Origin of the sequence: Nocardioides pymetrozini (assembly GCF_046058985.1) — a bacterium.
Taxonomy (GTDB): domain Bacteria; phylum Actinomycetota; class Actinomycetes; order Propionibacteriales; family Nocardioidaceae; genus Nocardioides.
In genome coordinates this window covers 1,489,817-1,516,487 of sequence record NZ_CP175556.1, presented here as the reverse complement: position 1 = coordinate 1,516,487, position 26,671 = coordinate 1,489,817, and the positions used below count along the sequence as shown (strand labels likewise).

Below are 26,671 nucleotides of genomic sequence, written 5' to 3'. Positions count from 1 at the left end.
TGGCGCGGCCCGGCTCAGTGCAGGGCCGACGAGAGGGCGTGGATCAGCACGCCGACGAGGCCGCCGACGATCGTGCCGTTGATCCGGATGAACTGCAGGTCCCGGCCGACATGCAGCTCGATGCGCCGCGCCGCCTCCTTGCCGTCCCACCGCTCGATCGTGTGGGTGATCACCGCGGTCAGCTCGGCGCCGTAGCGGTCGACGGCGAAGACGGCCGCGTCGGCCGCGAGCCCGTCGAGCCGCGCGCGCAGCGCGGCGTCGGAGCGCAGCCGGGCGGAGGCGCCCTCGACCTCCACGAGCAGGCGGCGGCGTACGGCGCCCTGCGGGTCGCTGAGCGAGCCGAGCAGGGCCTTGCGCAGGGCCTGCCACAGCGAGACGGCGCTCGCGATCACCGCCGGATGGTCCAGGACGCGGTCCTTGAGCCGCTCGGCGCGCTCCTGGGTGGCGGGGTTGTCCAGCAGGTCCTCGGCGAGCTGGCCGAGCATCGAGTCGAGGGCCCGGCGCGCGCGGTGGTCGGGGCGCGCCCGGATCTCCTCGACCCAGCGCACCATCTCCAGGTGGAGGCGGTTGATGACGTAGGTGTTGACCGAGTCCGGCGCCCACCAGGGCGCCCGCTCGCCGAGGACCTCGTGCACCGTGTCGGGGTTGGCGAGGAGCCAGGCGTGCATCTCCTCGAGCATGAGGTCGACCAGGCCGTGGTGCAGGTCGTCACGGATCGCCTCGGAGAGCAGGCCGCCGAGGAGAGGCGCGATCGGCTCCTCCCGGAAGCGCGGCACCAGCGCCTCCGTCACCAGCGCCTCGATGTGCTCGTCGCGGACCTTGCCGAGGGCGAGCGCGGCGATCTCGGAGCCTTCGGTGACCAGTCGCTCGGCGTTGGCCGGGACGGCGAGCCAGTCCGCCACCCGCTGCGCGATCTGCACGCCGAGCACGCGCTCGCGGATGATGTCCTCCTGCAGGAAGTTCTCCCCCACGAACTGCTCCAGGCCCTTGCCCAGGTCGTCCTTGCGCTTGGGCACCAGGGCCGTGTGCGGGACGGGCAGCCCGAGGGGGTGCTTGAACAGGGCCGTCACGGCGAACCAGTCCGCGATCGCGCCGACCATCGACGCCTCCGCACCGGCGTTGACGTAGCCCCAGGCGCCCTCGGTGCCGAGGGTCGCCACGTAGACCGCGGCGGCGAGCAGGAGCAGCGACACGGCGACCGTGCGCATCCGCCGCAGGGCGCTGCGGCGGGCGGCATCGGCCGAGGGGTCGGAGGGGATCAGCGGGCCGGACACGGGGCCCATCCTTGCCTACGCCGCACGCGACGGACGGGGGCACGCCCTTGCGTCGGCTCCGGGGCCCGACCGCGGGCCGCGTGGCCCCCGGGGCGATCACCCCGGGGGCCGCGGCGAGGATTCGCGGAACCCCCCAGTCACCGCAACCTCGTACGCGATCAACGAGCAGGCGCGGGAGAGGTTCCGGATTTACCCGTGATCTGTTGTCACGCCTATTGAACGCCTGTCAGTGAGCCGGGCGCGGCTCACCCGCAGAGCGGACCCGCGGCACCAGCGCGGCGGCGGCCAGCTTGGCCGGGGCACGGAGCAGGTCCACGCGCGTCGCCCGGTCGCCCACCACGGTGAGCAGCACCAGCGACGTCAGCACGCCGTCCTCGCGCAGGCCGATCGCGGGGGCGCCGTTGGCGTGGACGAGCTCGATGTCGACCTGCACCCCGGCCGCGGCGACGTACTTCCCGACCAGGCCGGCCAGGAAGCGGGCGACCCGGTCGGCGCCGTGGACCGGCCGCCGCGCGGCACTGACGACGCCGCCTCCGTCGGAGGTCAGGACGACGTCGGGGTCGAGGGTCGCCAGGAGTGCGGCGAGGTCGCCGCCGGCCGCCGCCGCGAGGAAGCGGTGGAGCACCGCCTCGTGCGCGGCGCGGTCGACCTCGAACCGGCCGGGCTGGGCGGACAGGTGGGCACGGGCCCGGGAGGCGAGCTGCCGCACCGCCGCGGGCGTGCGTCCCACGACGGCCGCGACCTCGGCGAAGGGCAGGCCGAACACGTCGTGGAGCACCCAGGCGGTGCGCTCGGCCGGGGAGAGCGACTCGAGGACGACGGCCAGCGCGTAGCTCACCGTCTCGTCCAGGGTCACTCGGTCCACGGGGTCGTCGAGGCCGTCGGACGGTCGGCCGACGAACGGCTCGGGCAGCCACGGGCCGACGTACTCCTCGCGCCGGACCCGGGCCGAGCGCAGCACGTCGGTCGCGGCGCGGGCCACGGCGACGGTGAGCCACGCCGAGAGGTCGCGGACCGCCTCGCGGCCGTCGGCCTCGACCAGCCGGGGCCAGCAGTCGGCGACGACGTCCTCGGCCTCCGCGCGGCTCCCCAGGATGGCGTAGGCGACCCGGGTCATGCGTGGGCGCAGCGCGTCGTACGCGACCGCCAGCTCCTCCGCCCGGGCAGCGGGCTCGACCGGTGGCTCAGCCACCGGCGAGCCAGGCGTCGAAGGTCTGGGTCCCGAGCGTGGCGCCCTCACCGGGGAGCAGACCTCCGGCACGCACCTGGCGGCCGACCCGTCCCACCATCGGCAGCGGTACGACGAGTCGGCGCGGTCCCCTCGTGCGGACGACGTCGCGCACCATCCGGCCCGTGTCCTCGGGCCGGGGACCGCCGAGATCGGGCAGCAGCCCGGCCGGCTCGCCGAGCACGGCCGCGACCAGCGCCGCAGCGACCTCGGCGGCCGCGACGGGCTGGCTGCGCATCCGCGGAGCCAGCGCGAGCGGGCGCGGACTGCGCTGGACGAGCTGCGCGGCGAACTCGTGGAACTGCGTGGCCCGCAGCACCGACCACGGCACCGGCCCGGCGGCGACCAGCTCCTCCTGGCGGCGCTTGCCCCGGTAGTAGGGCAGGTCGACGCGGTCGCAGCCGACGATCGAGAGCGCCACATGGTGCCGCACCCCGGCCTCCGCACCGGCGCGGAGCAGCTGGCCGGTCGCCGCCTCGAAGAAGGCGACGGACCGCGCCCCGCTCAGGGTCTCGACGTTGCTCGCGTCCACGACCGCGTCGACGCCGGCCAGCGCCTCGGCGAGCCCCGTGCCGTCGGTGAGGTCGATCCCCCGCGAGCGGGCGATGACGACCGGCGTCGCGCCGGAGCGTCGTACCTCCTCCACGACCAGCGCGCCGACCAGTCCCGTGCCGCCTGCGACGGCGATCCTCGTGTCCATGCCAGGAGGACGAGACGGCCCGGTCGCGTGTGACATCAGTCCCCGCGGGCCTCGAGCGCCGCCGTGAGCAGCGCGACCAGCGCCTCGGTCTGGAGGTCGACGGCGACACCCTCGACCTCGTCGCCGGCGCCGTCCAGCGCCCGCGCCGCGAGCCCGGCCTTCTTGTCGATCAGCTCGGCGATGCGGGTGTCGAGGGTCTGGGTCGCGATGACCCGCCAGGCGGTGACCGGCTCGGCCTGGCCGATGCGGTGCACCCGGTCGATCGCCTGGGTCTGCTCGGCATCGGTCCAGGAGAGCTCGGCGAGCACCAGGTTGGACGCGACCTGCAGGTTGAGGCCGACGCCGGCGGCGGTGAGCGAGCAGACCGCGACCTGGACCTCGGGGTCGTTGACGAAGGCGTCGATCTCCTTCTGCCGCGTGGTCGAGCTCTGGTCGCCGCGCACCGAGCTGTAGCGGATGCCGCGCTCGGCGAAGGTGCGCTCCGCGGTGTCCATGACGTCGATGTGCTTGGCGAAGAACACGACCTTGCCGACGTTGCGGGCCAGCTGGGCGGTGTAGTCCGCGGCCAGCCCGGCCTTGGCCTGGCCGATCCGCCGCATCATCGTGAAGACGTTCTCGCCGGTCTTGGCGGAGTTGTCCTCGCGCTCCCAGCCGGCGACCTGGCGGACCAGGCGGTGGTCGATGCCCTCGACCTCGGCTCCGGTACGCCGGGTGGCGATCGCGGCGTCGTACCGCTCCACCATCCGGCGGGCCAGCTCCTGCTCGGCCTTGCGGATCGAGCGGCCGGCCTCGCCCTCGAGCTCGACCGGGATGTCGGCGATCCGGCGGGCGGGGATGTCGGAGGCGACGTCGATCTTGCGCCGGCGCACGATGCCCTGCTCGATGACGGCGCGGCGGGCGGCCGGGTAGAAGGCCGGGTCGGCCGGGGTCAGCCCGGTCTCCTCCAGCGCCTCCATCAGCGCACCCTGCGGGACGACCTCGTCGATCCAGCCGAGGAACTGCCAGATCGCGCGGAAGTCCTCGATGTCGTTGATCAGCGGGGTGCCGGTGAGGGCCATCATCAGCGGCCGCGCGATCCGCGAGCGGATCCGCGAGGCGATCTCGAGGACGTTCTGCGATCGCTGCGAGGTCTTGTTCTTGATGTAGTGGGCCTCGTCGACGATCATCCCGCGGAAGCCGTGGGTGCCGAGCCAGCCGACGTGGCGGTCGAGGATCTCGTAGTTGACGACGAACACGTCGGCGAAGCCGTCGGCGTCGTCGCCGTCGCCGTGCAGCACGGTGGCCCGCCGGTTGGGGGTCCACAGCTGGACCTCGCGCGCCCAGTTGGTCTTCACGACGTTGGGCACGACCGCGAGCAGCGGGAACGCGCCGGCGGCCTCGGCGGCGAGCAGCGCCTGGGCGGTCTTGCCGAGGCCGGGCTCGTCGGCGAGTAGGTAGGTGCGGTGCCCGGACGCGGCCGAGGCGACGAGCTGCGCCTGGTGGGCCATCAGCTCGCGCCCCACCGGGGCGTGCCGGCCGGTGAGCGAGGTGAGCTGGTCGGCGTCGGGCAGCGGCATGCAGGCGGGCGCGTCGGGCGCGGCCCGCTCGAACGAGCGGAAGAGCGGCTCGAGCAGCTCCCAGCCGGCGAGCCGGCGCGGAGGCACGCGGACCCGGGCATGAGCGAAGTCGGGAGCGAGGAAGGGGTGGGCCAGCTGGTAGGCCTGGACCGACAGCGGGACGACCCGCTTCTCGGCGAGCGCGGCCAGCTCGGGGTCGACCGCGACCGGGACGGGCTCGGGCTCCGGCTCCTCGACGCCGGCCTTGCGCAGTAGCTCGCGGCGCATCGCCTTCGCCGACTCCGAGACCTCGGCGTTCTCGTCGAGCAGCGTGAAGAGCGTGCTGTCCCTCGCGGCGGTCTGCGCGAGGATCGTCGCGATGCCGTCGAGCCGCTTGAGCTCCTCGCCCCGCCGGCTGTCGGACAGGTCGGGGTCGGACTTGACCCGGGCCCGCTCCTCGCGCGCCAGCAGCGCGACGACCTGGAACTTCGCGCGGACCTCCGGCATGGCCGAGCGGCGGGCCACCGCCGCCTCGACCTCGCGCACGGCGCGGGCCAGCTGGGGGATGATGCCCTCTTCGTTGCGGCGCGTCCGCGCCGACTGCGAGCCGCGGCGCTGCTGCGTCGCTCCCCGCTGGCCTCCTCGAGCCACAGGTGTCCTTCCATGCGGTCACCGACCATCGGGACCTGCAGGTTGCGTCGGCGGCTCGCGCTGCTGCGGGAGAGCGCCGATCGGGCGTACGTCACCGGGTTCCCGTCGGGAGGACGGCGTCCGGTGGTGGGGCCAGCGTACCCCACCCCCTCCTCCCCCGCCGCGCGACGCCCGCCGCGCGCGCTCAGACCAGGGCCAGCGGAGTCCGCCCGCTGTACGCCGCCAGCCGGGTCAGCGCGTCGGCGTCGGCCGGCGCCGCGACCTCCTCGGCGAAGGCCCGTCCCCGCGCGCCCGGGACGACGCGGGCGGCGAGCCCGCCGACGTACCCGACGAGCTCGTCGCTGGCGGTGATCGGCGCTCCGGTCGCCTGGGCGTAGTCCCAGGCGTGGAGCAGCAGCTCGACGGCCACGATGCCGGCGAGGACCGGCGCAGGCGCCTCTCCGAACGGGCTGCGCGCCAGGCCGTCCAGCCCGCGCCGCCGCCACGCCTCGATGACGTCGGCGGCGAGCAGGGCGACGGTGTCCTCCAGGTCGATCCCGTCGCGCCTCGTCAGGTCGGCACCGGCCATGGCGCCGAAGGAGACCAGGGAGTCGAGGAGGTGCTCGGTGAGCTCCTCGACGGTGAACTCGCTGCACGGCGTCGGACGCCTCCCGTCCTCGGGCCGGACCTGACGCAGCACCTGCTGGAGCACCGCCAGGGCGGCCTCCGCGGCGACGATCTCGTCGAGCGGGTCGGGCGCCGCCGCCCAGGCGTCGGGGCCGGCGTCACCCTCGACCGCCGCGGTCTCCAGCCGCCCGAGGAAGTGGTCCCACCCCTCCTCGTGGCCGGCCTCCTGCTCGGCGTCGAGGCCGTCGTGGACGAGGGTGACGCTCGAGCCGTCGCCGTCGGGCTCGACCGTGATCGTCACGGTGCCGAGCGCGCCCTCGTCGGCGGGCAGGTGGCCCCATCCCCAGCCGAGCACCACCCGGCGGCCGGGCTCGACCTCGTGGACGGTCCCGGCCGCGACATTGCCCGGCGTCACCGTCCAGCGCCAGTCGCCGCCGGCGCGCAGGTCGATCCGCGCGGTGACGCCCAGCCAGCGGCGCAGCCGCTCGGGACGGGTGACGAGGTCGAACGCCTCGTCGGGCGGGATGGGCAGGGTGACGGTCTTGCGGTAGGTCATGGCTTCTCCTCGGTGCGTCGGTCGCGGCCGGCGGGTCGCGCGGCGGCGAGGTCGTGGGCGTCGGCGACGAGCTGGTCGAGCTCGGCGGTCCAGAAGCGGTCGATCTCGGCCTGCAGCCGACGCAGGCCGTCGGGCACGACCCGGTAGATCCGCTGGCGGCCGGCCTTCTCGGCCTCGACCAGGCCCGCGTCGACGAGCACGAGCAGGTGCTGGCTGATCGCGGACCGGGTGACCGGGAACCGCCCGGCCAGCTCGCTGACGCTCGCCGGACCGGCCGCGAGCAGCTGGAGCAGGCGGCGCCGGGTGGGCTCCGCTGCGGCGCTGAACGGGTCGGTCACCCCACATACGTTAGTCACTGCTAACGCGTTAGTCAAAACTGACGCATTGCGCCGACCCGAGGGCGACGCACAGGTGGCTCTCAGGCGGGTCGCAGCCGAGGCCCAGGCCCGGGTCGCAGGCTCGGACCGGCCCGCACCCGGCGGGCGACCTGAGAGGAGCAATCGATGAGCACGTACCGCATGCGCGCCGCGGCCCTGCTGGCCGCGGGCGCCGTCGCCGGCGGCCTGAGCGCGACCGCCCTGAGCGCGACCGCCGACAGCCCCGAGGACACCATCAGCGATACCGCGACCGACGCCGGCGCCACCGGGGGCCTCGCCCGGGCCGGACATCCCGGCGGCCCGGAGGGGCCGGGCGGGCGCATCGGGATCGACACCGCCGCGCTGGCGGAGGCCCTGGGCGTCAGCGAGGAGAAGGTGAGCGAGGCGCTCGACGAGATCCGTGAGCAGCTGCGGCCCGACGCCGCGGCGCGTCCGTCCGGGGACGAGCGGCCCGCCCCGCCGACCGACGAGGAGCGCGCCGAGCGGGAGGCAGCCTTCGCGAGCGCCCTGGCCGCCGAGCTCGGCCTGGACGAGCAGGCCGTGGCCGACGCTCTCGACGAGCTCCGGGCGGCGCACGAGGCCGAGCGCCGGGAGGAGCTGGCGGAGCGCCTCGACGAGGCGGTGGCCGAGGGCGAGCTCACGGACGCCGACCGTGCGTCCGTGCTCAAGGCGTACGACGCCGGCGTGCTCAGTCCGCGATAGGGACGGGCTGGCCGAGCGCGTCGGCTCCGAGGTGGACCAGCGTCGTCTCCGGCGTGAACGGGTGGAACTTCGCCGCCCTGATGTCGCGGTAGCACCGCTCCACCACGGATCCGCGGAAGAACGCCGGCCCGCCGGCGACCTCCATCGCGAGGTCGCAGACCTCGACGCCCGCCCGGGCGACCTCCGCCTTGGCGTTCATCACCGCGAGGAGGGTGGCCCGCGCGGGCGCGGGGTCGTCGCCGACGAGGCTCAGGGCGCCGTCGAGCGCCCAGGCGGCGACCTGGAGCCGGGAGCGCATCAGTCCGACCTGACGCTGGACGACGACGTCCTCGGCCCGGCGCGCAGCCGCGGCCACCGCAGCGTCGTACGCCGCCTCGGCGACGCCGAGATAGGCGCCGCAGATGATCGGGAAGGCGATGCTCGAGATGACCTGCAGCGGCGGGTCGACGACCCCGTAGGGCCGGTTGGCCAGCACCTTCTCGTCGGGGACGAACACGTCGACCAGGTCGATGTCGTTGCTGGCCGTGCCGCGCATGCCCAGCGTGTCCCAGTTGTCGGCGACGGTGACGCCGCCAGCGGCGACGGGAACGGCCATGTTCAGCACGCGCCGACCCTGCTCGGGGTCGTCGAAGCACGCCATCGTCGACATGACGGCGCCGTGCCGGGACTGGCTGGCGAAGCGCTTGCGGCCGGTGACGCGGTAGCCGCCCTCGACCTTCACCGCCTCGCCCTGCGGATGGGTGTAGTCGCCGCCACCCGTCGAGACCAGCAGGATCTGCTCCTCGGCGACCCGGCGCAGCGTCGCCTCGGCTCCGGGCAGTCCACGGCGGTAGCGCCACGCGGTGAACGCCACCACGTGCTGGTGCATGGCGCTCGCCAGCGCCGTGGCCCCGCAGTGGTGACCGAGCTCGCGCTGGAGGTCGACCAGCTCGCGGACGGTGGCGCCGTCGCCGCCGAGCTCGACCGGGACGGCGGCCCGGAGCAGGCCGGCGGCCCGCAGCTCGTCGTAGGCCTCGGAGACGAAGGTGCCCTCGGCGTCGTGGCGGGCGGCGTGGGCGGCGATGCGCGGGCCCAGCTGGGCGGCCCGTGCGGCAGGGGTGAGGTGGGTGGCCGGCTCACCGGTCGGCTGGAGTGTGGTGGTCATGGGTCCAATGTCCGCCGCAGGGGGTCCGGCCTCCAGTCCACAAAAATGACCTGACCGGTCCAGGTTCGGGACTACCCCGCCCGGCCCCGCGGGAGGACCATGGGCAGATGCCCGACTACGGCAACTACTGCCCCGTCTCGATGGCGTCCGAGGTGGTCGCGGACCGCTGGACGCCCCTGATCATCCGCGAGCTGGTGCTCGGGAACACCCGCTTCAACGACATCGCCCGCGCGATGCCCGGAATCTCGCGCTCGCTGCTGGTGCAGCGCCTGCGCCATCTCGAGCGCCGCGGCGTGCTGGAGACCTGGCCGGCGCCGACCGGACGCGGGAGCGAGTACCACCTCACCCCGGCCGGACGCGACCTCGAGCGGGTGATCGACAGCCTCGGGCGCTGGGCGATCGAGTGGCTCTTCGAGGAGCTGCGTCCGCACGACGTCGCGCCGACCACCCTGATGTGGTGGATGCACCGGCGCGTCGACCTCGACCGCCTGCCGCCGGGCCGGACCGTGGTCGAGTTCCGGCACACGGCGCCGGACCCGACCACGATCTGGCTGGTGATGGAGCGCACCGAGGTCTCGGTGTGCCTCCAGCATCCCGGCTTCGACGTGGACGTGGAGGTCGCGGCGAGCACGCCCGCCCTGGCGGACGTCTTCCAGGGCTACTGCTCCTGGCACGAGGCGGTCGACGCGGGACGGGTGCAGGTCGCCGGGCTCCCGCGCCTGGTCGGGGCCTTCCCGCAGTGGTTCCTGTGGAGCCCGTGGGCCGGCGTGACCCGCGAACGGGCGGACCGCGCCCTCGCGCACTAGAACCTGTTCTAGAGTCGCCCGGGTGAGCACCTACGCAGTCACCGGCTCGGCCTCGGGCATGGGCGCGGCGGTCGCCGCCCGCCTGCGCGCCGACGGGCACACCGTCATCGGCGTCGACCTCCGGGAGGCGGACGTCGTCGCGGACCTCTCGACCGCCGGCGGGCGACGCGCGGCCGCGGCGGCGGTCCTCGACCTGTCCGGCGGCCGGCTCGACGGGGCCGTCCTGGCGGCGGGCCTCGGTCCCGCCCCGGACGGGACCGACCCCGGCTGATCGCCGAGGTCAACTATCTCGGCGTCGTCGAGCTGCTCGAGGCGTGGCGCCCGGCCCTGGCGGCGACCGGGAGCGCCAAGGTCGTGGTGTTCTCCAGCAACTCCACCACGACGATGCCGGTCGTGCCGCGGCGGGCCGTGCGCGCCCTGCTCGACGGTGACGTGCCCACAGCACTGGCGGCACTGCGCCGCTTCCGCGCCATGGCCCCGTCGTTCGCCTACGGGGCGAGCAAGATCGCCGTCACCCGCTGGGTACGACGACAGGCGGTCACCCCTGCCTGGGCCGGCGCCGGCATCCGCCTCAACGCCCTGGCGCCCGGCGCGATCCGCACGCCCCTGCTCGAGCAGCAGCTGGCGACACCGGCCGAGGCGAAGCGGGTCAAGGCCTTCCCCGTGCCGGTCGGCGGCTTCGGCGACCCGGGCCAGCTGGCGGCCTGGGTGGTCTTCATGCTGTCCGATGCCGCCGACTTCCTGTGCGGGAGCGTCGTCTTCGTCGACGGTGGCTCGGACGCCTGGTTCCGCGCCGACGACTGGCCGCGGACCGTGCCGGCCCTGCGACTGCGGCAGTACCTGTCGCGGATGCGGGAGTTCCGCGCGTCCTGAGCGGCTACGGGGCGCAGGGCCGGGCGGCGTACTGCTCGCGCAGTGCCGCCACCATCCGCGTGGCGGCGGGGGCGACCGGCGGCCCTGCCGTCAGGGTCGCGTAGAGACCGCGGGTGGGCGCCTCCGCGACGGGGACGGCGACCACGTCGCGACGCAGCGCGGGGACGAGCAGCCCGGGGACCAGCGCCACGGCATGACCGGCCGCCACCAGCGCCACCTTGCCGACGAGGTCCGCGGCCGCGAGCTCGATGCGTGGGACGAAGCCGGCACGAGCCGCGGCCCCGCGCAGCAGCGCGGCGGAGCCGTCGTTGTCCTCGACCCAGGTCTCGCCGGCGAACGCGGCCAGGCCCGGCGGGCCCTCCCCCGTATCGGCCGGGCGCGGGGGCCGCACGGCCGCAGGGTGCCCGGCCGGGACGACGACGCACATCGGGTCGGACCCGATCGCGTGACGGACCAGCCGGTCGTCGTCCGCGAGCCCCGGCGGCGCGTCGGTCACCACCGCGAGGTCGAGCGCACCGGTCGCGACCAGCTCCTCCAGCTCCGACGACAGCCCGGTGGCCAGCGACCACGGCGTCGTGCCGAGCGCTCGCAGCGCCGCCGGGACCAGCCCGGCCGCCGCCGACGGGGTCGCCCCGACGGCCAGCACGCGCCCGCCGCCGGACGCCTCGCGGGCGGCGCGCAGCGCGCGGTCGGTCGCGGCCACCGCCGCGCGGGCGTGCTGCGCGAAGGCCTCTCCCGCGGCCGTCGGTACGACGCCTCGGGCCCCGCGCTCGAGGAGCGGCTGCCCCACCTCCCGCTCGAGCGCCGCGACCTGGCGCGAGATCGCCGACTGCGTGTAGCCCAGCTCGGCCGCGGCGGCGGTCAGCGAGCCGAGGCGGCGCACCGCGAGGAAGGTCCGCCACGGGGTCAGAGCCATGACTCCATGCTATGCCGGTCACGCATGGGGGTGATGCGACATCTGCGCTGGTGGCATCGGCGCGCGCGCCCGACGATGGACCCATGACCCAGATCGCCCTCCTCGGGCTGGGCCGGATGGCTGCCGCCCTGGCATCCCGGCTCAGCGAACGCGGCCACGCCGTGACCACCTGGACCCGCTCGGGCCGGACCCTCGACGGCCTCCCCGCCGCGCCGAGCCCGGCGGCGGCCGTGCGGGGCGCCGAGGTCGTCCTGCTCTGCCTGTACGACGGCGCTGCCTGCGAGGCCGTCCTCGCGGTGGTCGGGGACACCCTGGGGCCCGCCATGGCGGTGGTCAACACCGCCACGGTCGGCCCGCACGAGGCGACGCAGCTCGCGGCCAGGGTCGCGAAGTCGGGCGCGCGGTACGTGCACGCACCCGTGCTCGGCTCGACCGGCGCGGCAGCGGCCGGCACGCTGCGCGTGCTGACGGGCACGGACGACGTGGAGGAGGCCACCGACCCGGGCGATCCGGCGAGCGCGGCGGTGGACGTCCTCGCCGACCTGGGCGACGTGCTCGCCTGCGGCGACGTCGCCGCGGCGGCCGCCGCCAAGCTGGTGGCCAACGGCGTCCTCGCCGGAGCCCTCCTCACCGCCCGGGACGGCCTCGCCCGTGCCGACCGCCTCGGACTGGACGCCTCCGTGGCCCTCGACCTCCTGGAGCGGACCTCGCTCGGCGGGCTCGTCGCCGCCAAGCGGGACCGCCTGCTGACCGGCGGGCTCGCCGACGCCGACTTCACCGCCGCGGCCCTCGCCAAGGACGTCGGCCTCCTGGCCGCGGCGCTGAGCCCCGGCGACGACATCGCCGGCCTCGTCCGGCCGTTGCCGCACGGGCTCAGCCTCGCCCCCGGCATCGACGGCCCGCCCGCGGCGATCGCGCCGCTGCGGGACTACGTCGCCGGACATGCGACCGGCGACCCGTCGTACCACCGGCGTGCGTTCCTGCCGAGCGCCCACGTCGAGGGCCTGCGCGACGGCGCGTTCACGTCCTGGTCCCTCGACGAGTACTGCGCGCTCTTCACCGGCAGCCCCGCGCCGGACGAGGCGCGGCGGCGCCGGCGGGTCGACGAGCTGGTCGTCCGCGGGTCGACCGGCTCGGCGGTGATGACGCTGTGGCACGGAGCGGACGTCTTCACCGACACCTTCGTGCTGCTGCGGGTCGACGGGGCCTGGCGGATCGCGAACAAGGCCTACCACCGCGCGGCCTCCTGACCGGCTCCTGCGCCTCTTGACCGTTGCACCGGCCGGGAAGCGCGGGAATCACCGCTCCAGCGGCGATTCCGACGCCCCGCCTGCACCTCGTTGCGCAACTAGTTGCATAGCCCTCTGGATTGCTGCATCCTGAGCGCATGGCCCTCGAGCACGCGATCCTCGTCTCCCTGAGCGAGCGCGCGGCGTCGGGCGCGGACCTGGTGCGCCGCTTCGACGCGTCGATCGGCTTCTTCTGGTCCGCCACCCACCAGCAGATCTACCGGGTGCTGGGGCGGATGGAGGGCGACGGCTGGGTCAGCGCCGCGCCGGTCCCCCAGGCGGACCGACCCACCAGGAAGGTCTACGCGGTCACCGACGCCGGCCGGGCTGAGCTCGCGCGCTGGATCGCCGAGCCCACAGCGCCGGACGCCATGCGCAGCAGCGTCAGCGTGAAGATGCGCGGGGCGTCGTACGGCGACCGTGCGGCCCTGCTCGACGACCTGCGCCGCCAGCTCGACGAGCACACCAAGCGGCTCTCGCTCTACGAGTACCTCGCCGCCCGCGACTTCCCGGACCCCGAGGCACTCGACGGTGCCGACCTCGACATCTACCTCGTGCTGCGCGGCGGCCTCCTGATGGAGGAGTTCTGGATCCGCTGGCTCACCGAGTACATCGACGCCCACACCCGCAGGACCGGCAAGGAGACCCCCCGATGACGCACTACCCGCTGCTCACCTCGCCCGCCGTCGTCGGCGGCCTGGCCCTCCAGTCCCGCGCGGTGATGGGATCGATGCACACGGGCCTGGAGGACCGACCCTGGCACGTCGACGAGCTGGCGGCGTACTTCGCGGAGCGCGCGGCCGGCGGCGTCGGCCTCATCGTCACCGGCGGCTACTCCCCCAACATCCGCGGCTGGCTGCTGCCGTTCGGCTCGCAGATGACGACCCGTCTCAACGCGCACCGCCACCAGCGGGTGACCGACGCGGTGCACGAGAACGGCGGGCGGATCGTCCTGCAGCTGCTGCACGCCGGACGGTACGGCTACACGCCGTTCAGCGTCTCCGCCAGCGCGACGAAGTCGCCGATCACCCCGTTCAAGGCCTCCGCCCTCTCCGGGCGGGCCGTCGAGCGCACCATCGACGACTTCGTCGCCTCGGCGAAGCTGGCGCGCAAGGCCGGCTACGACGGCGTCGAGATCATGGGCTCCGAGGGCTATCTCATCAACCAGTTCCTCGCGGCCCGCACCAACCGGCGTACCGACAGGTGGGGCGGCTCGGCGGAGAACCGGATGCGCTTCCCGGTCGAGATCGTGCGTCGGATCCGCCAGGAGCTGCCGGACTTCTTCGTGATGTACCGGATGTCGCTGCTCGACCTCGTCCCCGACGGCCAGACCTGGGACGAGACGGTCGCCCTGGCGCACAAGATCGAGGCGGCCGGCGCCAGCGTCATCAACACCGGCATCGGCTGGCACGAGGCGCGCGTCCCCACGATCGTCACCAGCGTCCCGCGCGGCGCCTGGGTGGACAGCACCCTGCGCCTCAAGGAGGTCGTGTCGATCCCGGTCTGCGCGAGCAACCGGATCAACACGCCCGAGGTCGCCGAGTCCGTCCTCGCACAGGGCGTCGACCTGGTGTCGATGGCACGCCCCTTCCTCGCCGACTCCGAGCTCGTCAACAAGGCCCGTGACGGGCGCGCCGACGAGATCAACACCTGCATCGGCTGCAACCAGGCCTGCCTCGACCACACCTTCCAGGCCAAGCGGGCCTCCTGCCTGGTCAACCCCCGCGCCTGCCACGAGACCACGCTCGTCCTGGGTCCGACCCGCGCGGCCAAGCGGGTCGCGGTCGTCGGCGGCGGACCCGCCGGACTGGCCACCGCGGTCAGCGCTGCCGAGCGCGGTCACGACGTGACCCTGTTCGAGGCGAGTGAGGAGATCGGCGGCCAGTTCCGCCTCGCCATGCAGATCCCGGGCAAGGAGGAGTTCGCCGAGACCCTGCGCTACTTCCGACGCCGGATGGAGGTCCTGGGCGTCAACGTGAAGCTGGGCACCCGCGCGACCCCCGCCCTGCTCGACGGGTACGACGAGGTCGTGGTCGCCACCGGCGTCGAGCCGCGCACGCCGGCCATCCCGGGCATCGACCACCCGAAGGTCGTCTCGTATCCCGACGCCATCACCGGCCGGGTCGAGGTGGGCAGGCGGGTCGCCGTCCTCGGGGCGGGCGGGATCGGCTTCGACGTGACCGAGCTGCTCGCCCATCGCGAGGAGAGCCTCGCGGAGTGGAAGGCCCACTGGGGCGTGGCCGACCCGGCCGTCGTACGCGGCGGAGTGACGGACAAGGCGCCGCGCGACCCGAGGCGGGAGGTCTGGCTGCTGCAGCGCAAGGAGTCCGCGCAGGGCAAGGGCCTGGGGAAGACATCGGGGTGGGTGCACCGAGCCGTGGTCAAGGACCTCGGCGTGCACCAGCTCACCGGGGTCGCCTACGACCGGATCGACGACGCGGGCCTGCACGTCACCGTCGACGGACACGCGCAGGTGCTCGACGTCGACCACGTCGTCGTCTGCGCCGGGCAGGAGTCCGTTCGCGGCCTGTACGACGACCTGCTCGCCGCGGGCTTCCCGGGCACGGTGCACCTCATCGGCGGCGCGGACGTCGCGGCCGAGCTGGACGCCAAGCGCGCGATCAAGCAGGGCACCGAGCTGGCGGCGGCGCTGTGAGTGCCGGGGCCTCGGGAGGCGCCGGGGGCGGCTTCCGGGCCGCGGTCGAGGCACGCGACCTCGCGGCGATGCGCGCCTGCCTGGCCGACGACGTCGTCTTCCGCAGTCCCGTCGCCCACCGCCCCTACGAGGGCAAGGCGATCACGGGGGCGATCCTCGCCCACGTCATCGAGGTCTTCGAGGACTTCCGCTACGTGCGGGAGCTGGAGGACCGCGACGGCCACGCCCTGGTCTTCGAGGCGCGCGTCGACGGCCTCCAGCTCACCGGCTGTGACTTCCTCGTGCTCGACGAGGAAGGCCTGGTCACCGACTTCACGGTGATGGTGCGGCCGCTGCGCGCGGCCGAGGCACTGGCCGCGGCGATGGGCCGCCGGTTCGACCAGATCGTCGCGATGGCGTCCGAGGACGCGACATAACGCGAACTGGGACGAGGAAACTCACGCTTGGACGATGAAGCTTCCTCGTCCAAGCGTGAGTTTCACCGGCCGGCCGGTGAAACTCGCGCCGGGCCTCAGAGCGCCGGGTTGTCCATGTCTCCCGGCTTCACATCCCCACGCCAGGCACCGGTCTCGGTCCCGCGCGCCTCGATGAACTTCTTGAAGCGCTCGAGGTCACCCTCGGTGCGGCGGTCGATGATGTTGAGGGCGTCGCCTGCCTTCTCGACGATCCCCTCGGGCTCGAACTCCATCCGCAGCGTGATCCGGGTCGACTGGCCCAGCTCGTCGGGGGCGAAGGAGACGGTGCCGTCGTTCTTGGTGCCGTCCAGGGCGCGCCAGGTGATCCGCTCGTCCGGCGTCTGGTCGACGATCTCGGCGTCCCACTCGCGGTGCACTCCCGCGATGTCGGCACGCCAGTGCAGGTGGGTGTCGTCGAGCTGGCGGACCTCCTCGACGCCCTCCATGAAGGACGGGAAGGTCTCGAACTGCGTCCACTGGTCGTACGCCGTCCGCACGGGGACGTCGACGGTCACGGACTTCTCGATCGTGCTCATGGGTTCGTGCTCCTCTCGTCGGTTGTCCCGGGCGGTACCCGGGCCCTCGGAGCGGAACCGGGCCGATCCGTCCCTCGTGACTCCTGCCACGGTGCCTGGACCCCGCTGGCGCGAAGGTCCGCCGCGTTGTCCCCCGAGCACCGTAGGGTTCGACGCATGGGGATCGAGTTCCGCGATGTCGGCAAGACCTACCCCGACGGCACCGTCGCCGTGACGGGCTTCTCCTGCACCGTCCCCTCGCACCGCACGCTGGCACTCGTGGGCACCTCCGGGTCGGGCAAGACCACGCTGATGCGGATGGTCAACCGGATGGTCGAGCCGACCACCGGGACCGTTCTCATCGACGACCGCGACGTCCTCGGGCTCGACCGGGTGGAGCTGCGCCGCTCCATCGGCTACGTCCCGCAGGCCGGCGGTCTGCTCCCCCATCGCCGGGTGGTCGACAACGTCGCGACCGTGCCCGTGCTGACCGGTACGCCGAAGCGGGCAGCACGCGCGGCCGCGCTCGACCTCCTCGAGCTCGTCGGCCTCGATCCGGCGCTCGGCCGCCGGTACCCCACCCAGCTCTCGGGCGGCCAGCAGCAGCGGGTGGCGGTCGCGCGCGCCCTGGCCGCCGAGCCCAACGTGCTCCTCATGGACGAGCCCTTCGGCGCGGTCGACCCGATCGTGCGCCGCGGGCTGCAGGACCAGCTGCTCCAGCTCCAGGCCGAGCTGGGCAAGACCATCGTGCTGGTCACCCACGACATCGACGAGGCCTTCCGGCTGGGCGACGAGGTCGTCGTCCTCCGCACCGGCGGGATCGTGGCCCAGACGGGCACGCCCAAGGAGATCATGGCCGATCCCGCCGACGACTTCGTGCGCGACTTCATCGGCTCCGACCGCGCCGAGCGCTCCCTGCGGACCGTCGACGTCGACGGGCGCCACCTGGTGGTGGACGGCGACGGCCGTCCCGTCGGGGTGCTGGAGTGAGGACGCCGTGACCTGGCTCCGGGCCAACCAGGAGTACGTCCTGGAGATGCTGGTCCAGCACCTGCGCCTGGCCGTGCCCGCGATCGTCGTCAGCGTGCTGGTCGCCGTGGTGCTGGGCCGCGTCGCGTGGCGCTGGCCACGGGCCGGCACCGTCGTCCTCGGCACGGCGAGCCTGCTCTACTCGGTGCCCGCGCTGCCGCTCCTCATCGTCATCCCGGTCCTGCTCGGCATCCCGCTGCGCTCGGGCCTGACCCTCGTCGTCGCGCTCGCCGTCTACGGCACGGCGCTGCTCGCCGGCACCGCCGCCGACGCCTTCCGCTCGGTGGACCACCGGGTCCGGGAGGCGGCCGAGGCGATGGGCTACTCCCCCGTCGGGCTGTTCTGGAGGGTCGACCTCCCCCTCGCCGTCCCGGTCCTGCTCTCCGGGATCCGGGTGATCACGGTGAGCACGGTCAGCCTGGTGACGATCGGCGCGCTCGTCGGCATCCCGAGCCTGGGCAACCTGCTCACCGACGGCTTCCAGCGCGACATCCGTCCCGAGATCGTGACCGGTGTCCTCGCCACCATGCTGCTCGCGATCGCACTCGACGGCCTGCTCGTCCTGCTCGGCCGCGTGCTCACGCCGTGGCGCGGGACCGTCCCGACGGGGGTGACGGCATGACGCTCTTCGGCGACGCGCTGGCCTGGATCGCCGACGGCGCCCACTGGGGCGGTCCCACGGGGATCGACCACCGGATCGTGCAGCACCTGCTGGTCACCTTCGCGGCCGTGGCGATGGCGGCCGTGCTGGCGCTGCCGCTCGGGGTCCTCATCGGCCACACCGGCCGCGGGCGCCTCGTCGTGGTCGCCCTCGCCGGCGCGGTGCGCGCCGTGCCCACCCTCGGTCTTCTGACCTTGCTGGGGCTCGCGCTCGGGATCGGCATCGAGGCCCCGCTGCTCGCCCTCGTCGCGCTCGCCTTCCCCTCGCTCCTGGCCGGCGCCTACGCGGGCGTCGAGTCGGCCGACCGGGCCGCCGTCGACGCGGCCCGCGCCGTCGGGATGAGCGAGTGGCAGCTCGTCACCCGCGTGGAGATCCCCCTGGGAGCCGACGTGATCCTCGGCGGCATCCGCGCCGCCACGTTGCAGGTCGTCGCGACGGCCACCCTGGCGGCGTACATCTCCGACACCGGGCTGGGTCGCTATCTCTTCTCCGGCCTCAAGTCCCGTCAGTACGAGGAGATGCTGGCGGGCGCCCTGCTCGTCGCCGGCCTCGCCCTCCTGCTCGACCTCGCCCTGGCTGCGCTGCAACGGGCCAGCCGTCCCACCACTGGAAAGGTTCCGTCATGACCCGCACCCCTCTCCTGTCGGCCCGCAGGCCGGCCCGTCGGTCGACCCAGATCGGCCTGGCGCTGGTCGCCGTCGCCTCGCTCGCCCTCGGTGCCTGCGGCGACGGCGAGTCCGACCCGCTCAGCTCCGGCGGGGAGGGTGGCGACACGATCGTCATCGGCTCCCAGGACTACTACTCCAACGAGATCATCGCCGAGGCCTACGCGCAGGCCCTCGAGGCGGCGGACATCGAGGTCGAGCGCGACTTCAAGATCGGGCAGCGCGAGGCCTATCTCCCCGAGATCGAGGGCGGCTCGATCGACCTCTTCCCGGAGTACACCGGCCCGCTGCTGCAGGTCTGGGAGCCCGACACCGAGGCACGGCTCGCCGACGACGTCTACAGCGAGCTCGAGCAGGCGGCCGAGGACAAGGGCCTGCGCGTGCTCGACCAGTCCCCCGCCACCGACCAGGACTCCTATGTCGTGACCCGGGCGTTCGCCGAGAAGTACGGCCTGGAGACGATCGAGGACCTGACGAAGGTCACCGAGAAGATGACCTTCGGCGCCAACTCCGAGGCGGAGAGCCGCCCCAACGGCCCGAAGGGCCTCAAGGACACCTACGGCGTGGACGTCGCGTTCACGCCGATCGAGGACGGCGGTGGGCCGCTCACCGTCAAGGCCCTCAAGGACGGCGACATCCAGCTGGCGATCATCTACACCGCCGACCCGTCGATCAAGAAGAACGACCTGGTGGCACTGCAGGACACCAAGGGACTCTTCCTCGCCTCCCACGTGGTGCCGGTCGCCAGCGACGACCTGAGCGACGAGGCAGCTGGGATCATCAACAGGGTCAGCGCGGCGATGTCGCCGGAGGACCTCGTCGACCTCGACGCCCGCAGCGTGGACGAGCAGCTCCCCGCCGCCACGATAGCCAAGGACTGGCTCGAGAAGGAAGGCCTCGTGTGACGATCGCCGTCACCGGCGCGACGGGAGGGCTCGGGGGGCGCGTCGCCCGGGCCCTCGCGTCGCGCGGCATCGAGCAGCGCCTGCTGGTCCGCGACCCGTCCCGGGCACCGGAGCTCCCCCACGCCACCGTCGCCGCGATGTCGTACGCCGACGACGCGCTCGCCGCCGCCTCGCTGACCGGGGTGGACACGCTGCTCATGGTGTCCGCGGCCGAGTCGGCCGACCGTCTCGAGCAGCATCGCGCCTTCGTCGACGCCGCGGCGGCGGCCGGCGTACGGCACGTCGTCTACACCTCGTTCTACGGCGCCGGGCCGGACTGCACCTTCACCCTCGGACGTGACCACTGGGCGACCGAGGAGCACCTCCGCGCCGCAGGCCCGGACTTCACCTTCCTGCGCGACAGCTTCTACCTCGACTTCCTGCCCGCGCTCGTGGGCGAGGACGACGTGATCCGCGGCCCGGCGGGCGAAGGGCGCGTGGCCGCGGTCGCGCGCGACGACATCGCGGCGAGCGCCGTCTCCGTGCTGCTCGCGCCGGACGGCCACCGCGGCGCGACCTACGACCTCACCGGCCCCGAGGCGCTCACCTTCGCCGCGATCGCCGAGCTCCTCGCCCGGCACACCGGCCGGCCGGTCACCTTCCACGACGAGACGGTCGAGGAGGCCTACGCCTCGCGACGGCGGTGGAAGGCGCCGGACTGGCAGTACGACGCCTGGGTGTCCACCTACACCGCGATCGCGCGCGGCGAGCTGGCCGGGGTGACCGACCACGTCGAGCGGCTGACCGGACGCTCCCCCATCGGGCTGGCGGCGTACCTGTCGCGGGCGGGAGGATCGCCGACATGACGACCCTCGCCCTGGCGTTCGCGACCCTCGCCGCCCTGCTGCACGTCTACATCTGGTTCATGGAGTCGCTGACCTGGACCAGCCCCCGCACTCGGGCCACCTTCGGCACCAGCCTCGCGGAGGCGGAGGCGACCAAGGAGCTGGCCTTCAACCAGGGCTTCTACAACCTCTTCCTCGCCCTCATCACCCTCGGCGGCGTCGCCGCCCTGGCCGCCGACGAGGACACCGTCGGCGCCACCCTCGTCTTCTGCGGTGCCGGCTCGATGGTCGCCGCGGGGCTCGTCCTGCTGGTCTCGTCGCCCGACAAGGCCCGCGCCGCGATCACCCAGCTGAGCCTTCCGGCGCTGGCCGTGCTGCTGCTCGCCGTCGCCCGCTGACCCGGCTGGGTCACCCGGGCGAGGGGTACCAGCAGGGCCATGGACAAGACCGAGAACACCGGGCCGCTGCGTGCCCTCGTCCTCTGCTGCACGCTCAAGCCCTCTCCCTCGCGGTCGAGCTCGGAGCTGCTCGGCCTCCGCGTGCTCGAGGCGCTGCGCGGGCACGACGTCGAGGGCGAGATGGTGCGCATCGTCGACCAGCACGTGGCGTTCGGCGTCAGCACCGACGAGGGCGACGGGGACAGCTGGCCCGAGATCCGCGCGAAGATGCTGGCCGCCGACATCCTGGTGCTCGCCACCCCCATCTGGATGGGCCAGCCCTCCGCCGTCTGCAAGCTGGTCCTCGAGCGCCTGGACGCCGAGCTGAGCGAGACCGACGACGAGGGTCGCATGCTCACCTCCGGCAAGGTGGCCGGCGTCGCGGTGGTCGGCAACGAGGACGGCGCCCACCACGTCTCGGCGGAGGTCTACCAGGCCCTCAACGACGTGGGCTTCACGATCCCCGCGAATGCCGTGACCTACTGGGTCGGCGAGGCCATGCAGGCCGTCGACTACCAGGACCTCGACCCCGAGCCCGAGAAGAGCGCCGGGACCACGGCGACACTCGCGGGCAATCTCGCCCATCTCGCCGCGCTGCTGCGCGCCGCGCCCTATCCGGCGTCCTGAGCCGCCGACGCTCGGTCACGCTCCAGCACGAAGAAGTACGGCGGCGCGCCGCGCAGGTCCATGCAGCCGAGCAGGGTGTCGTCGTCGACGCGCCGGAAGAGGTCGATGATCGGCAGGTGGTCGTAGCTCATGCCGGCGGTGACGACGCCGCGGTACTCCACGTTGCGCAGTCGGGCCCGCGGCCTGCGGGTGCGCAGCACGGGCAGGGCCGCGCCCATCAGCTGCCGCCCCCGGGCGACCACGCCGGAGGGAATCCTGTCGACCATGCCGAACGGGATGCGCCGCGGGTCGACGGAGACGATCGCGCCGGACGGCGCCCGGAAGAGCAGCGGGTGGACCTCGTCGACCGAGTCGAACTGCTTGCCGTACCAACCGGAGGCCTCCAGCAGCCCGTCCATCGGGTGTCCCGTGGCGAGCTCGCGACCGTGCCACCGGCCGGTGACCGCCTCGGCCCGCACGGCGGGGAGGCTGTCGAAGAGCGCCAGTGCGTCGGCGAGGGCGCAGGCCGGCTCGAGCGTGGCGAGCCGTTCGGCGGGAATGACAGTCATGCTGTCATTGTCGCCTAGGTGGTCGCCGCACGCCGCTTGACCTCCGCCCACGGGAAGCGCTGGCGCAGCGTGGCACCGCTGGGCACGCCGTCCTGGTCCTTGGCCCAGGCGGCGTAGTCGGCGAACGTCCCGGCGCTGCCTGGCTCGGCGAGATAGCGGGCCACGATGGCGACCACGTCCTCGTCGCTCCAGCGGCGGCTGGTCGAGCGCGTCTTGTTCGTCGCGACGCCGGCATGCGCGCACGCCGCGTTCCAAGAGCCGAAGCGCCGGATCAGCAGCGCCGGAGACGCGGCCGCGCGCGGGCGCTGCCAGGCGTCGTAGCCCGCCGCGGTCAGCGGCTCGCCGAGCTCGGCGGCCGCGGCGGCGAGGTCCGCGGCGATCTGCTCGTCGGAGTACTCGGGATCGCGCATGCAGCCACCGTAGCGATATCCACCGGTCTGCCAGCATGGTCCGATGAGGCCGAGCATCCTGTGGCTGCGCCGCGACCTGCGGCTCGGCGACCACCCGGCCCTGCTCGCCGCCGCGGGCGACGGTCCGGTGCTGCCGCTCTTCGTCCTGGACGACGCCCTCCTCTCCCCCTCCGGCGCGCCCCGGCGCGCCTTCCTGCTCCGCACCCTCCGCGCGCTCGACCGGGACCTGCGCCGCCACGGCCCGGGCCTCGTGGTCCGCAGCGGCCGGCCCGAGGACGTCGTGCCCGCGCTGGCGGCGGAGGTGGACGCGGCGAGCGTGCAGGTGAGCGCCGACTTCGGTCCGTACGGCGCCGCGCGCGACCACCGCGTCGAGGCGGCCCTCGGGGCGGTCCCGCTCGTGCGCACGGGCTCGCCGTACGCCGTCGCGCCGGGGCGCCTCCTGACCGGGAGCGGCGGCCCCTACCAGGTCTTCACCCCGTTCCACCGGGCGTGGGCGCAGCATGGCTGGCGACCTCCGGCCGAGTCAGACCCCGCCGCCGTGACCTGGGTGGAGGCCCCCGGAGAGGACCTGCCCGCCGAGCCCGACCTCGACGGAGTCGAGCTGCCCGAGGCGGGCGAGGCAGCGGCGCTCGCCCAGTGGCGGGAGTGGCGGGGTACGCCGTACGAGGACGTCCGCGACCGTCCGGACCTCGACGCCACCTCCCGGCTCTCCCCACACCTGCGCTGGGGGACGATCCACCCCCGCACTGTGCTGGCCGACCTGGACGTCCCGCCGGGAGACCCGGACGCCTCCCATCGCGCCACCTTCCGCAAGGAGCTGGCCTGGCGCGAGTTCTACGCGCACGTGCTGCACCACTGGCCCGGCTCGGCGCGGAGCTACTTCCGACCCGAGCTGCGCGCGCTGCCCTATGTGAGGGGCAGGGAGCGGCGACGGCGGCTGGAGGCATGGGCGGCGGGGCGCACGGGCTACCCGATCGTCGACGCCGGGATGCGCCAGCTGCTCGCCGAGGGCTGGATGCACAACCGGGTCCGCATGATCGTCGCGTCCTTCCTGGTCAAGGACCTGCACGTGGAGTGGCAGCACGGCGCCCGCCACTTCATGACCCACCTCGTCGACGGCGACCTCGCCAGCAACCAGCACAACTGGCAGTGGGTCGCCGGCTGCGGCACCGACGCGGCGCCGTACTTCCGGGTCTTCAACCCGACCACGCAGGGCAGGAAGTTCGACCCCGACGGTGCCTATGTGCGGCGCTGGGTGCCCGAGCTCGCCGACCCGTCCCTGGGCGCGTACCCGGAGCCGATCGTCGACCATGCCGAGCAGCGCGCCGCGACGCTCGAGGCATACCAGCTGCTGCGGCGTCATGGATCCTGACCCATCCGCCGACGGGGCCGGCTCCGAAGGACGAGTGATGCCCGAGATGACCTCACCCCCGGCCGGCACCGCGCCCGCCCTCACCGACGCCTGGCTGCCCCGCAGCCCGCGGGCGATCGCCCTCGTGCTCCACGGCGGCGCCCAGCACGGCACGCAGCCCGTCGACGGGCGCAGCCTGTCCTGGCGACGGGGGCGGGCGCTGGCGCGGCAGGTGGCCCGCCCGCTGCGCACCGACGGCATCGGCGTCCTCGTGCTGCGCTACCGCACGCGCGGCTGGAACGCGGGACACGGCCCCGTGCCGGCCCCCGTCGCCGACGCCCGCTGGGCCCTGGACGAGATCGCCCGGGCCCACGGCCTGCCGGTCGCGATCCTGGGCCACTCGATGGGCGCCCGCACCGGCGTCGCCGTCGCGGACCACCCGTCGGTCCGCGGTGTGGTCGCCCTCGCACCGTGGCTTCCGCCGGACGACCCGGTCCGTCCCCTGACCGGCAAGGTGCTTCGTGCCGCCCACGGTCGCCGCGACCGGATCACGTCCGCCCGCGCGACCCGCGCCTTCGTCGCCCGCGCCGCGCGGGTGGCCGACGCGGAGTTCACGGACATGGGCGCCGTCGGGCACTACCTCCTGCGACGGGTCCCCGCCTGGAACGCGTACGCCGTCGCGGGTGTCCGGGAGATCCTCGCCCCCTCCCGGTGACGGTGCGCCGACGACTCCGGGGTCGAGTCGTCACTTCCGACCCGTCGAGTCGTCACTTCCGACCCGTCGAGTCGCCATGTGTCGGCCGGGGCCGGCGACGGCGATTCCCTAGGGTTCCCCTATGAACTGGCTCGTGCCGACGTCGACGCTCGGCTGGATCATCTTCGGCCTGGACATGGTGCTGCGCCTCGCCGCGCTCGGCATCATCCCCGGCAACCGCAAGCCGTCGACCGGCATGGCCTGGCTGCTCCTGATCCTGATCGAGCCGATCATCGGCTTCTCCATCTTCCTGCTGTTCGGCCGGATCCGGCTCGGCACCCGTAGGATCCGGCGCCAGCGAACGGCGATCGCGGCGATCCGCGAGCGCAGCGAGCAGCTCGAGCTGTCCTTCGACACGACCCGGCTGCCCAAGCAGGTGGCCGGGGTCGCCGCCCTCAACCAGAGGCTGGGGGCGCTGCCGATCACCGGCGGCAACGAGGTCGAGCTGTGGTCGGACTACCGCGCGCTGATGAGCGAGATGGCCCGGGAGATCGACCGGGCCCGCAGCCATGTGCACGTGCAGTTCTACATCGCTGCCTGGGACGACGTCACCGACCCGGTGTTCCAGGCGCTGACCAGGGCGACCGCGCGCGGCGTCGACGTACGCTTCCTCTTCGACCACATCGGGTCCCGCCGGATCCCGGGCTACCGCAGGATGGTGCGACGGCTCCGCCGCACGGACATCGCCTGGCACCCGATGCTGCCGATCAAGCCGCTGCGGGGCCGCTTCCGCCGCCCGGACCTGCGCAACCACCGCAAGATCCTGGTGATCGACGGCAGCGTCGGGTTCACCGGCTCCCTCAACCTGACCGAACCCTGCTACAACAAGCGGGCCAACCAGCGGCGCGGGCGCGAGTGGGTCGAGCTGATGGTGCGACTCGAGGGACCGGTGGTCGGCGCGCTGAACGCCGTCTTCGCCTCCGACTGGTACGTCGAGACCGGCGAGGTGGTCGACCTCGTCGCCGTCCACGGCGAGCCGGACCGCCGTCCGGAGGAGATCTTCGACGTCCCCTGCCAGGTCGTGCCGAGCGGGCCCGGCCTGGTCGCGGAGAACAACCTGCGGATGTTCACGACCCTGCTCTACGCGGCGACCGAGCGGATCTCGCTGACCTCGCCGTACTTCGTCCCCGACGAGTCCCTCCTGTACGCCGTCACCACGGCCGCCGAGCGCGGCGTCCAGGTCGAGCTGTTCGTCAGCGAGGTGTCGGACCAGTTCCTCGTCGGCCACGCGCAGGCGTCGTACTACAAGGCGCTGTTGGAGGCGGGGGTGCGGATCTACCGCTATCCCGCGCCGTACATCCTGCACTCGAAGCACTTCACCATCGACGACCAGGTGGCCGTGGTGGGATCGAGCAACATGGACATGCGCTCCTTCGCCCTCAACTACGAGGTCTCGCTGATGATGCCCGACCCGGCGGTGGTGGCCCGGATGCGCCGGATCGAGGACGGCTACCGGGCGCTGTCGACGGAGCTCACCCTGCCCGAGTGGACCGAGCGCTCCCCCGGCGCGAAGTACGTCGACAACGTGGCGCGACTGACCGCTGCGCTGCAGTAGGCGGAAGCCGGGACCGTCCGGCCCGCGTCGCGTAGCCCCTTCGGGCGGTCCGGGCATGTCGATGGTCCCGACCTCGGCCGAACCCGTTGCCGTGGGCCGCGCCGGCCCCGATCCTCGAAGGACCGACCGTCTCGGTCACCGCCGGGGAGGAACCCATGAACGCAGTAGCCGCCGAGCAGGAGCCACGGGCGCGGAGCGCCGCTCCACGTCTCTCGCCCGCGCTGGAGGAGGTCATCCTCGAGATCGCCGCCTCGGAGCGGGCACTGGACGAGCTCCTGGTCCGCGCAGCGCGGCTGCACGAGAGCAACATCCGCCACGACCCGCGCTCCTGCCTGGTCTGCTTCGGACAGCGCTGACGAGGACCTGACGTATCACGGGCCCGGTTTCGGGCACCTTGTGACCATGTACATCGGACTCGGCATCGTCCTGCTCGTCCTCGGGCTGATCCTGGCGCTCGACGTCATCACCGTGGACCTCGAATTCATCAACGACGGCGCGCTGGGCGCGATCCTGATCGCGGCCGGCGTGCTCGCCATCGTCCTCTCGCTGATGATCGCGCCGCCGTGGCGCCGCGAGCGGACCGTCCACCACTACGACGACCGGGTGTGAGGCTGTCATCCGT

At 73.7% G+C, this 26,671-nt stretch carries 31 protein-coding genes; 20 read left to right on the top strand and 11 right to left on the bottom strand.

Going from position 1 to position 26,671, the window contains the following annotated elements; all coding sequences use genetic code 11:
• Positions 1-14: 14 nt before the first annotated feature.
• From ACJ5H2_RS07400 to ACJ5H2_RS07375, 6 genes are all read right to left on the bottom strand, one after another.
• Positions 15-1,274 (bottom strand): DUF445 domain-containing protein, encoded by a 1,260-nt coding sequence (locus tag ACJ5H2_RS07400; protein ID WP_408898928.1) that lies wholly within the window; start codon positions 1,272-1,274, stop codon positions 15-17.
• A gap of 226 nt (positions 1,275-1,500) precedes the next feature.
• Complete coding sequence (sigJ, locus tag ACJ5H2_RS07395) at positions 1,501-2,466, bottom strand: RNA polymerase sigma factor SigJ (protein WP_408898927.1); 966 nt, start codon at positions 2,464-2,466, stop codon at positions 1,501-1,503.
• Entirely contained in the window at positions 2,459-3,202 is a 744-nt protein-coding gene (locus tag ACJ5H2_RS07390) for an SDR family oxidoreductase (RefSeq protein ID WP_408898926.1), read from the bottom strand. The genes sigJ and ACJ5H2_RS07390 overlap by 8 nt, the downstream gene beginning before the upstream one ends.
• A 35-nt stretch (positions 3,203-3,237) precedes the next feature.
• The gene (locus tag ACJ5H2_RS07385; RefSeq protein ID WP_408898925.1) at positions 3,238-5,388 is read right to left on the bottom strand and encodes a DEAD/DEAH box helicase; all 2,151 of its coding nucleotides are present in this window, start codon (positions 5,386-5,388) and stop codon (positions 3,238-3,240) included.
• Positions 5,389-5,572: 184 nt separating this feature from the next.
• The gene (locus ACJ5H2_RS07380; RefSeq protein ID WP_408898924.1) at positions 5,573-6,550 is read right to left on the bottom strand and encodes a TIGR03086 family metal-binding protein; all 978 of its coding nucleotides are present in this window, start codon (positions 6,548-6,550) and stop codon (positions 5,573-5,575) included.
• On the bottom strand, positions 6,547-6,888 hold the full coding sequence (locus ACJ5H2_RS07375) for an ArsR/SmtB family transcription factor (protein ID WP_408898923.1): 342 nt from the start codon (positions 6,886-6,888) through the stop codon (positions 6,547-6,549). The genes ACJ5H2_RS07380 and ACJ5H2_RS07375 overlap by 4 nt, the downstream gene beginning before the upstream one ends.
• Before the next feature lie 165 nt (positions 6,889-7,053).
• Between ACJ5H2_RS07375 and ACJ5H2_RS07370 the strand changes: the two genes are divergently transcribed.
• Positions 7,054-7,629, top strand: a complete 576-nt coding sequence (locus ACJ5H2_RS07370) for a hypothetical protein (RefSeq protein ID WP_408898922.1) — start codon at positions 7,054-7,056, stop codon at positions 7,627-7,629.
• On the opposite strand, the gene ACJ5H2_RS07365 is transcribed toward ACJ5H2_RS07370, so the two are convergent.
• The gene (locus ACJ5H2_RS07365; RefSeq protein WP_408898921.1) at positions 7,616-8,773 is read right to left on the bottom strand and encodes an acyl-CoA dehydrogenase family protein; all 1,158 of its coding nucleotides are present in this window, start codon (positions 8,771-8,773) and stop codon (positions 7,616-7,618) included. The two genes, ACJ5H2_RS07370 and ACJ5H2_RS07365, sit on opposite strands and share 14 nt — an antisense overlap.
• Before the next feature lie 107 nt (positions 8,774-8,880).
• On the opposite strand from ACJ5H2_RS07365, the gene ACJ5H2_RS07360 reads away from it, so the two are divergent.
• The 3 genes from ACJ5H2_RS07360 (at position 8,881) to ACJ5H2_RS07350 (ending at position 10,452) form a co-directional block, all read left to right on the top strand.
• Positions 8,881-9,579, top strand: coding sequence for a winged helix-turn-helix transcriptional regulator (locus tag ACJ5H2_RS07360; protein ID WP_408898920.1), 699 nt, complete (start codon positions 8,881-8,883; stop codon positions 9,577-9,579).
• A 22-nt stretch (positions 9,580-9,601) separates the two neighbouring features.
• Positions 9,602-9,850: a hypothetical protein gene (locus ACJ5H2_RS07355; protein WP_408898919.1), complete on the top strand. Its 249-nt coding sequence runs from the start codon at positions 9,602-9,604 to the stop codon at positions 9,848-9,850.
• Positions 9,851-9,933: 83 nt separating this feature from the next.
• Entirely contained in the window at positions 9,934-10,452 is a 519-nt protein-coding gene (locus ACJ5H2_RS07350; protein WP_408898918.1) for an SDR family oxidoreductase, read from the top strand.
• Positions 10,453-10,456: 4 nt separating this feature from the next.
• Here the strand turns inward: ACJ5H2_RS07350 and ACJ5H2_RS07345 are convergent, their stop codons facing one another.
• On the bottom strand, positions 10,457-11,368 hold the full coding sequence (locus tag ACJ5H2_RS07345) for a LysR family transcriptional regulator (protein WP_408898917.1): 912 nt from the start codon (positions 11,366-11,368) through the stop codon (positions 10,457-10,459).
• A gap of 83 nt (positions 11,369-11,451) precedes the next feature.
• Here ACJ5H2_RS07345 and ACJ5H2_RS07340 point away from each other — a divergent pair, with 83 nt between their 5' ends.
• The 4 genes from ACJ5H2_RS07340 (at position 11,452) to ACJ5H2_RS07325 (ending at position 15,729) form a co-directional block, all read left to right on the top strand.
• Complete coding sequence (locus ACJ5H2_RS07340; RefSeq protein ID WP_408898916.1) at positions 11,452-12,618, top strand: nuclear transport factor 2 family protein; 1,167 nt, start codon at positions 11,452-11,454, stop codon at positions 12,616-12,618.
• Positions 12,619-12,755: 137 nt separating this feature from the next.
• Complete coding sequence (locus ACJ5H2_RS07335) at positions 12,756-13,313, top strand: PadR family transcriptional regulator (RefSeq protein WP_408898915.1); 558 nt, start codon at positions 12,756-12,758, stop codon at positions 13,311-13,313.
• On the top strand, positions 13,310-15,313 hold the full coding sequence (locus tag ACJ5H2_RS07330) for an FAD-dependent oxidoreductase (protein WP_408898914.1): 2,004 nt from the start codon (positions 13,310-13,312) through the stop codon (positions 15,311-15,313). Before ACJ5H2_RS07335 ends, ACJ5H2_RS07330 begins: the two co-directional genes overlap by 4 nt.
• Positions 15,310-15,729: a nuclear transport factor 2 family protein gene (locus ACJ5H2_RS07325; RefSeq protein ID WP_408898913.1), complete on the top strand. Its 420-nt coding sequence runs from the start codon at positions 15,310-15,312 to the stop codon at positions 15,727-15,729. Before ACJ5H2_RS07330 ends, ACJ5H2_RS07325 begins: the two co-directional genes overlap by 4 nt.
• Positions 15,730-15,824: 95 nt before the next feature.
• Here the strand turns inward: ACJ5H2_RS07325 and ACJ5H2_RS07320 are convergent, their stop codons facing one another.
• Complete coding sequence (locus tag ACJ5H2_RS07320; protein WP_408898912.1) at positions 15,825-16,304, bottom strand: SRPBCC family protein; 480 nt, start codon at positions 16,302-16,304, stop codon at positions 15,825-15,827.
• Positions 16,305-16,460: 156 nt separating this feature from the next.
• Here ACJ5H2_RS07320 and ACJ5H2_RS07315 point away from each other — a divergent pair, with 156 nt between their 5' ends.
• The 7 genes from ACJ5H2_RS07315 to ACJ5H2_RS07285 are packed head-to-tail and all read left to right on the top strand — an operon-like array spanning position 16,461 to position 21,431.
• Positions 16,461-17,273, top strand: a complete 813-nt coding sequence (locus ACJ5H2_RS07315; protein WP_408898911.1) for an ATP-binding cassette domain-containing protein — start codon at positions 16,461-16,463, stop codon at positions 17,271-17,273.
• A gap of 7 nt (positions 17,274-17,280) precedes the next feature.
• Entirely contained in the window at positions 17,281-17,934 is a 654-nt protein-coding gene (locus tag ACJ5H2_RS07310; RefSeq protein ID WP_408898910.1) for an ABC transporter permease, read from the top strand.
• On the top strand, positions 17,931-18,599 hold the full coding sequence (locus ACJ5H2_RS07305) for an ABC transporter permease subunit (protein WP_408898909.1): 669 nt from the start codon (positions 17,931-17,933) through the stop codon (positions 18,597-18,599). Before ACJ5H2_RS07310 ends, ACJ5H2_RS07305 begins: the two co-directional genes overlap by 4 nt.
• A complete protein-coding gene (locus ACJ5H2_RS07300) occupies positions 18,596-19,543 on the top strand; it encodes an ABC transporter substrate-binding protein (RefSeq protein WP_408898908.1) in 948 nt (315 codons plus the stop codon). Before ACJ5H2_RS07305 ends, ACJ5H2_RS07300 begins: the two co-directional genes overlap by 4 nt.
• Positions 19,540-20,388, top strand: a complete 849-nt coding sequence (locus ACJ5H2_RS07295) for an SDR family oxidoreductase (RefSeq protein WP_408898907.1) — start codon at positions 19,540-19,542, stop codon at positions 20,386-20,388. Before ACJ5H2_RS07300 ends, ACJ5H2_RS07295 begins: the two co-directional genes overlap by 4 nt.
• On the top strand, positions 20,385-20,765 hold the full coding sequence (locus ACJ5H2_RS07290; protein WP_408898906.1) for a DUF1304 domain-containing protein: 381 nt from the start codon (positions 20,385-20,387) through the stop codon (positions 20,763-20,765). Before ACJ5H2_RS07295 ends, ACJ5H2_RS07290 begins: the two co-directional genes overlap by 4 nt.
• Positions 20,766-20,804: 39 nt before the next feature.
• A complete protein-coding gene (locus ACJ5H2_RS07285) occupies positions 20,805-21,431 on the top strand; it encodes a flavodoxin family protein (protein ID WP_408898905.1) in 627 nt (208 codons plus the stop codon).
• Here ACJ5H2_RS07285 and ACJ5H2_RS07280 read toward each other — a convergent pair.
• Together ACJ5H2_RS07280 and ACJ5H2_RS07275 are read right to left on the bottom strand one after the other, a co-directional pair.
• Entirely contained in the window at positions 21,416-21,979 is a 564-nt protein-coding gene (locus tag ACJ5H2_RS07280) for a DUF4334 domain-containing protein (protein ID WP_408898904.1), read from the bottom strand. The two genes, ACJ5H2_RS07285 and ACJ5H2_RS07280, sit on opposite strands and share 16 nt — an antisense overlap.
• A gap of 14 nt (positions 21,980-21,993) precedes the next feature.
• Positions 21,994-22,389, bottom strand: coding sequence for a homing endonuclease associated repeat-containing protein (locus ACJ5H2_RS07275; RefSeq protein ID WP_408898903.1), 396 nt, complete (start codon positions 22,387-22,389; stop codon positions 21,994-21,996).
• A 43-nt stretch (positions 22,390-22,432) separates the two neighbouring features.
• On the opposite strand from ACJ5H2_RS07275, the gene ACJ5H2_RS07270 reads away from it, so the two are divergent.
• From ACJ5H2_RS07270 to ACJ5H2_RS07250, 5 genes are all read left to right on the top strand, one after another.
• Complete coding sequence (locus ACJ5H2_RS07270; RefSeq protein ID WP_408898902.1) at positions 22,433-23,761, top strand: cryptochrome/photolyase family protein; 1,329 nt, start codon at positions 22,433-22,435, stop codon at positions 23,759-23,761.
• 37 nt (positions 23,762-23,798) lie between these two features.
• Complete coding sequence (locus ACJ5H2_RS07265; protein ID WP_408898901.1) at positions 23,799-24,455, top strand: alpha/beta hydrolase; 657 nt, start codon at positions 23,799-23,801, stop codon at positions 24,453-24,455.
• 121 nt (positions 24,456-24,576) lie between these two features.
• Positions 24,577-26,049, top strand: a complete 1,473-nt coding sequence (gene cls / locus ACJ5H2_RS07260) for a cardiolipin synthase (protein ID WP_408898900.1) — start codon at positions 24,577-24,579, stop codon at positions 26,047-26,049.
• 155 nt (positions 26,050-26,204) lie between these two features.
• On the top strand, positions 26,205-26,405 hold the full coding sequence (locus ACJ5H2_RS07255) for a hypothetical protein (RefSeq protein WP_408898899.1): 201 nt from the start codon (positions 26,205-26,207) through the stop codon (positions 26,403-26,405).
• A 46-nt stretch (positions 26,406-26,451) separates the two neighbouring features.
• Entirely contained in the window at positions 26,452-26,658 is a 207-nt protein-coding gene (locus ACJ5H2_RS07250; protein ID WP_408898898.1) for a DUF6458 family protein, read from the top strand.
• Positions 26,659-26,671: the final 13 nt, after the last annotated feature.

Bases quoted from the DNA above. Each gene is read 5' to 3' on its own strand.
- ACJ5H2_RS07275 (WP_408898903.1), bottom strand. From the start codon at position 22,389: ATGCGCGATCCCGAGTACTCCGACGAGCAGATCGCCGCGGACCTCGCC.
- ACJ5H2_RS07290 (WP_408898906.1), top strand. From the start codon at position 20,385: ATGACGACCCTCGCCCTGGCGTTCGCGACCCTCGCCGCCCTGCTGCAC.
- ACJ5H2_RS07265 (WP_408898901.1), top strand. From the start codon at position 23,799: ATGCCCGAGATGACCTCACCCCCGGCCGGCACCGCGCCCGCCCTCACC.
- ACJ5H2_RS07345 (WP_408898917.1), bottom strand. From the start codon at position 11,368: ATGGCTCTGACCCCGTGGCGGACCTTCCTCGCGGTGCGCCGCCTCGGC.
- ACJ5H2_RS07255 (WP_408898899.1), top strand. From the start codon at position 26,205: ATGAACGCAGTAGCCGCCGAGCAGGAGCCACGGGCGCGGAGCGCCGCT.
- ACJ5H2_RS07330 (WP_408898914.1), top strand. From the start codon at position 13,310: ATGACGCACTACCCGCTGCTCACCTCGCCCGCCGTCGTCGGCGGCCTG.
- ACJ5H2_RS07365 (WP_408898921.1), bottom strand. From the start codon at position 8,773: ATGACCACCACACTCCAGCCGACCGGTGAGCCGGCCACCCACCTCACC.
- ACJ5H2_RS07370 (WP_408898922.1), top strand. From the start codon at position 7,054: ATGAGCACGTACCGCATGCGCGCCGCGGCCCTGCTGGCCGCGGGCGCC.
- ACJ5H2_RS07340 (WP_408898916.1), top strand. From the start codon at position 11,452: ATGACCCAGATCGCCCTCCTCGGGCTGGGCCGGATGGCTGCCGCCCTG.
- ACJ5H2_RS07360 (WP_408898920.1), top strand. From the start codon at position 8,881: ATGCCCGACTACGGCAACTACTGCCCCGTCTCGATGGCGTCCGAGGTG.
- ACJ5H2_RS07390 (WP_408898926.1), bottom strand. From the start codon at position 3,202: ATGGACACGAGGATCGCCGTCGCAGGCGGCACGGGACTGGTCGGCGCG.
- ACJ5H2_RS07270 (WP_408898902.1), top strand. From the start codon at position 22,433: ATGAGGCCGAGCATCCTGTGGCTGCGCCGCGACCTGCGGCTCGGCGAC.
- ACJ5H2_RS07305 (WP_408898909.1), top strand. From the start codon at position 17,931: ATGACGCTCTTCGGCGACGCGCTGGCCTGGATCGCCGACGGCGCCCAC.
- ACJ5H2_RS07285 (WP_408898905.1), top strand. From the start codon at position 20,805: ATGGACAAGACCGAGAACACCGGGCCGCTGCGTGCCCTCGTCCTCTGC.
- ACJ5H2_RS07320 (WP_408898912.1), bottom strand. From the start codon at position 16,304: ATGAGCACGATCGAGAAGTCCGTGACCGTCGACGTCCCCGTGCGGACG.
- ACJ5H2_RS07380 (WP_408898924.1), bottom strand. From the start codon at position 6,550: ATGACCTACCGCAAGACCGTCACCCTGCCCATCCCGCCCGACGAGGCG.
- ACJ5H2_RS07315 (WP_408898911.1), top strand. From the start codon at position 16,461: ATGGGGATCGAGTTCCGCGATGTCGGCAAGACCTACCCCGACGGCACC.
- ACJ5H2_RS07280 (WP_408898904.1), bottom strand. From the start codon at position 21,979: ATGACTGTCATTCCCGCCGAACGGCTCGCCACGCTCGAGCCGGCCTGC.
- cls (WP_408898900.1), top strand. From the start codon at position 24,577: ATGAACTGGCTCGTGCCGACGTCGACGCTCGGCTGGATCATCTTCGGC.
- ACJ5H2_RS07335 (WP_408898915.1), top strand. From the start codon at position 12,756: ATGGCCCTCGAGCACGCGATCCTCGTCTCCCTGAGCGAGCGCGCGGCG.
- ACJ5H2_RS07250 (WP_408898898.1), top strand. From the start codon at position 26,452: ATGTACATCGGACTCGGCATCGTCCTGCTCGTCCTCGGGCTGATCCTG.
- ACJ5H2_RS07300 (WP_408898908.1), top strand. From the start codon at position 18,596: ATGACCCGCACCCCTCTCCTGTCGGCCCGCAGGCCGGCCCGTCGGTCG.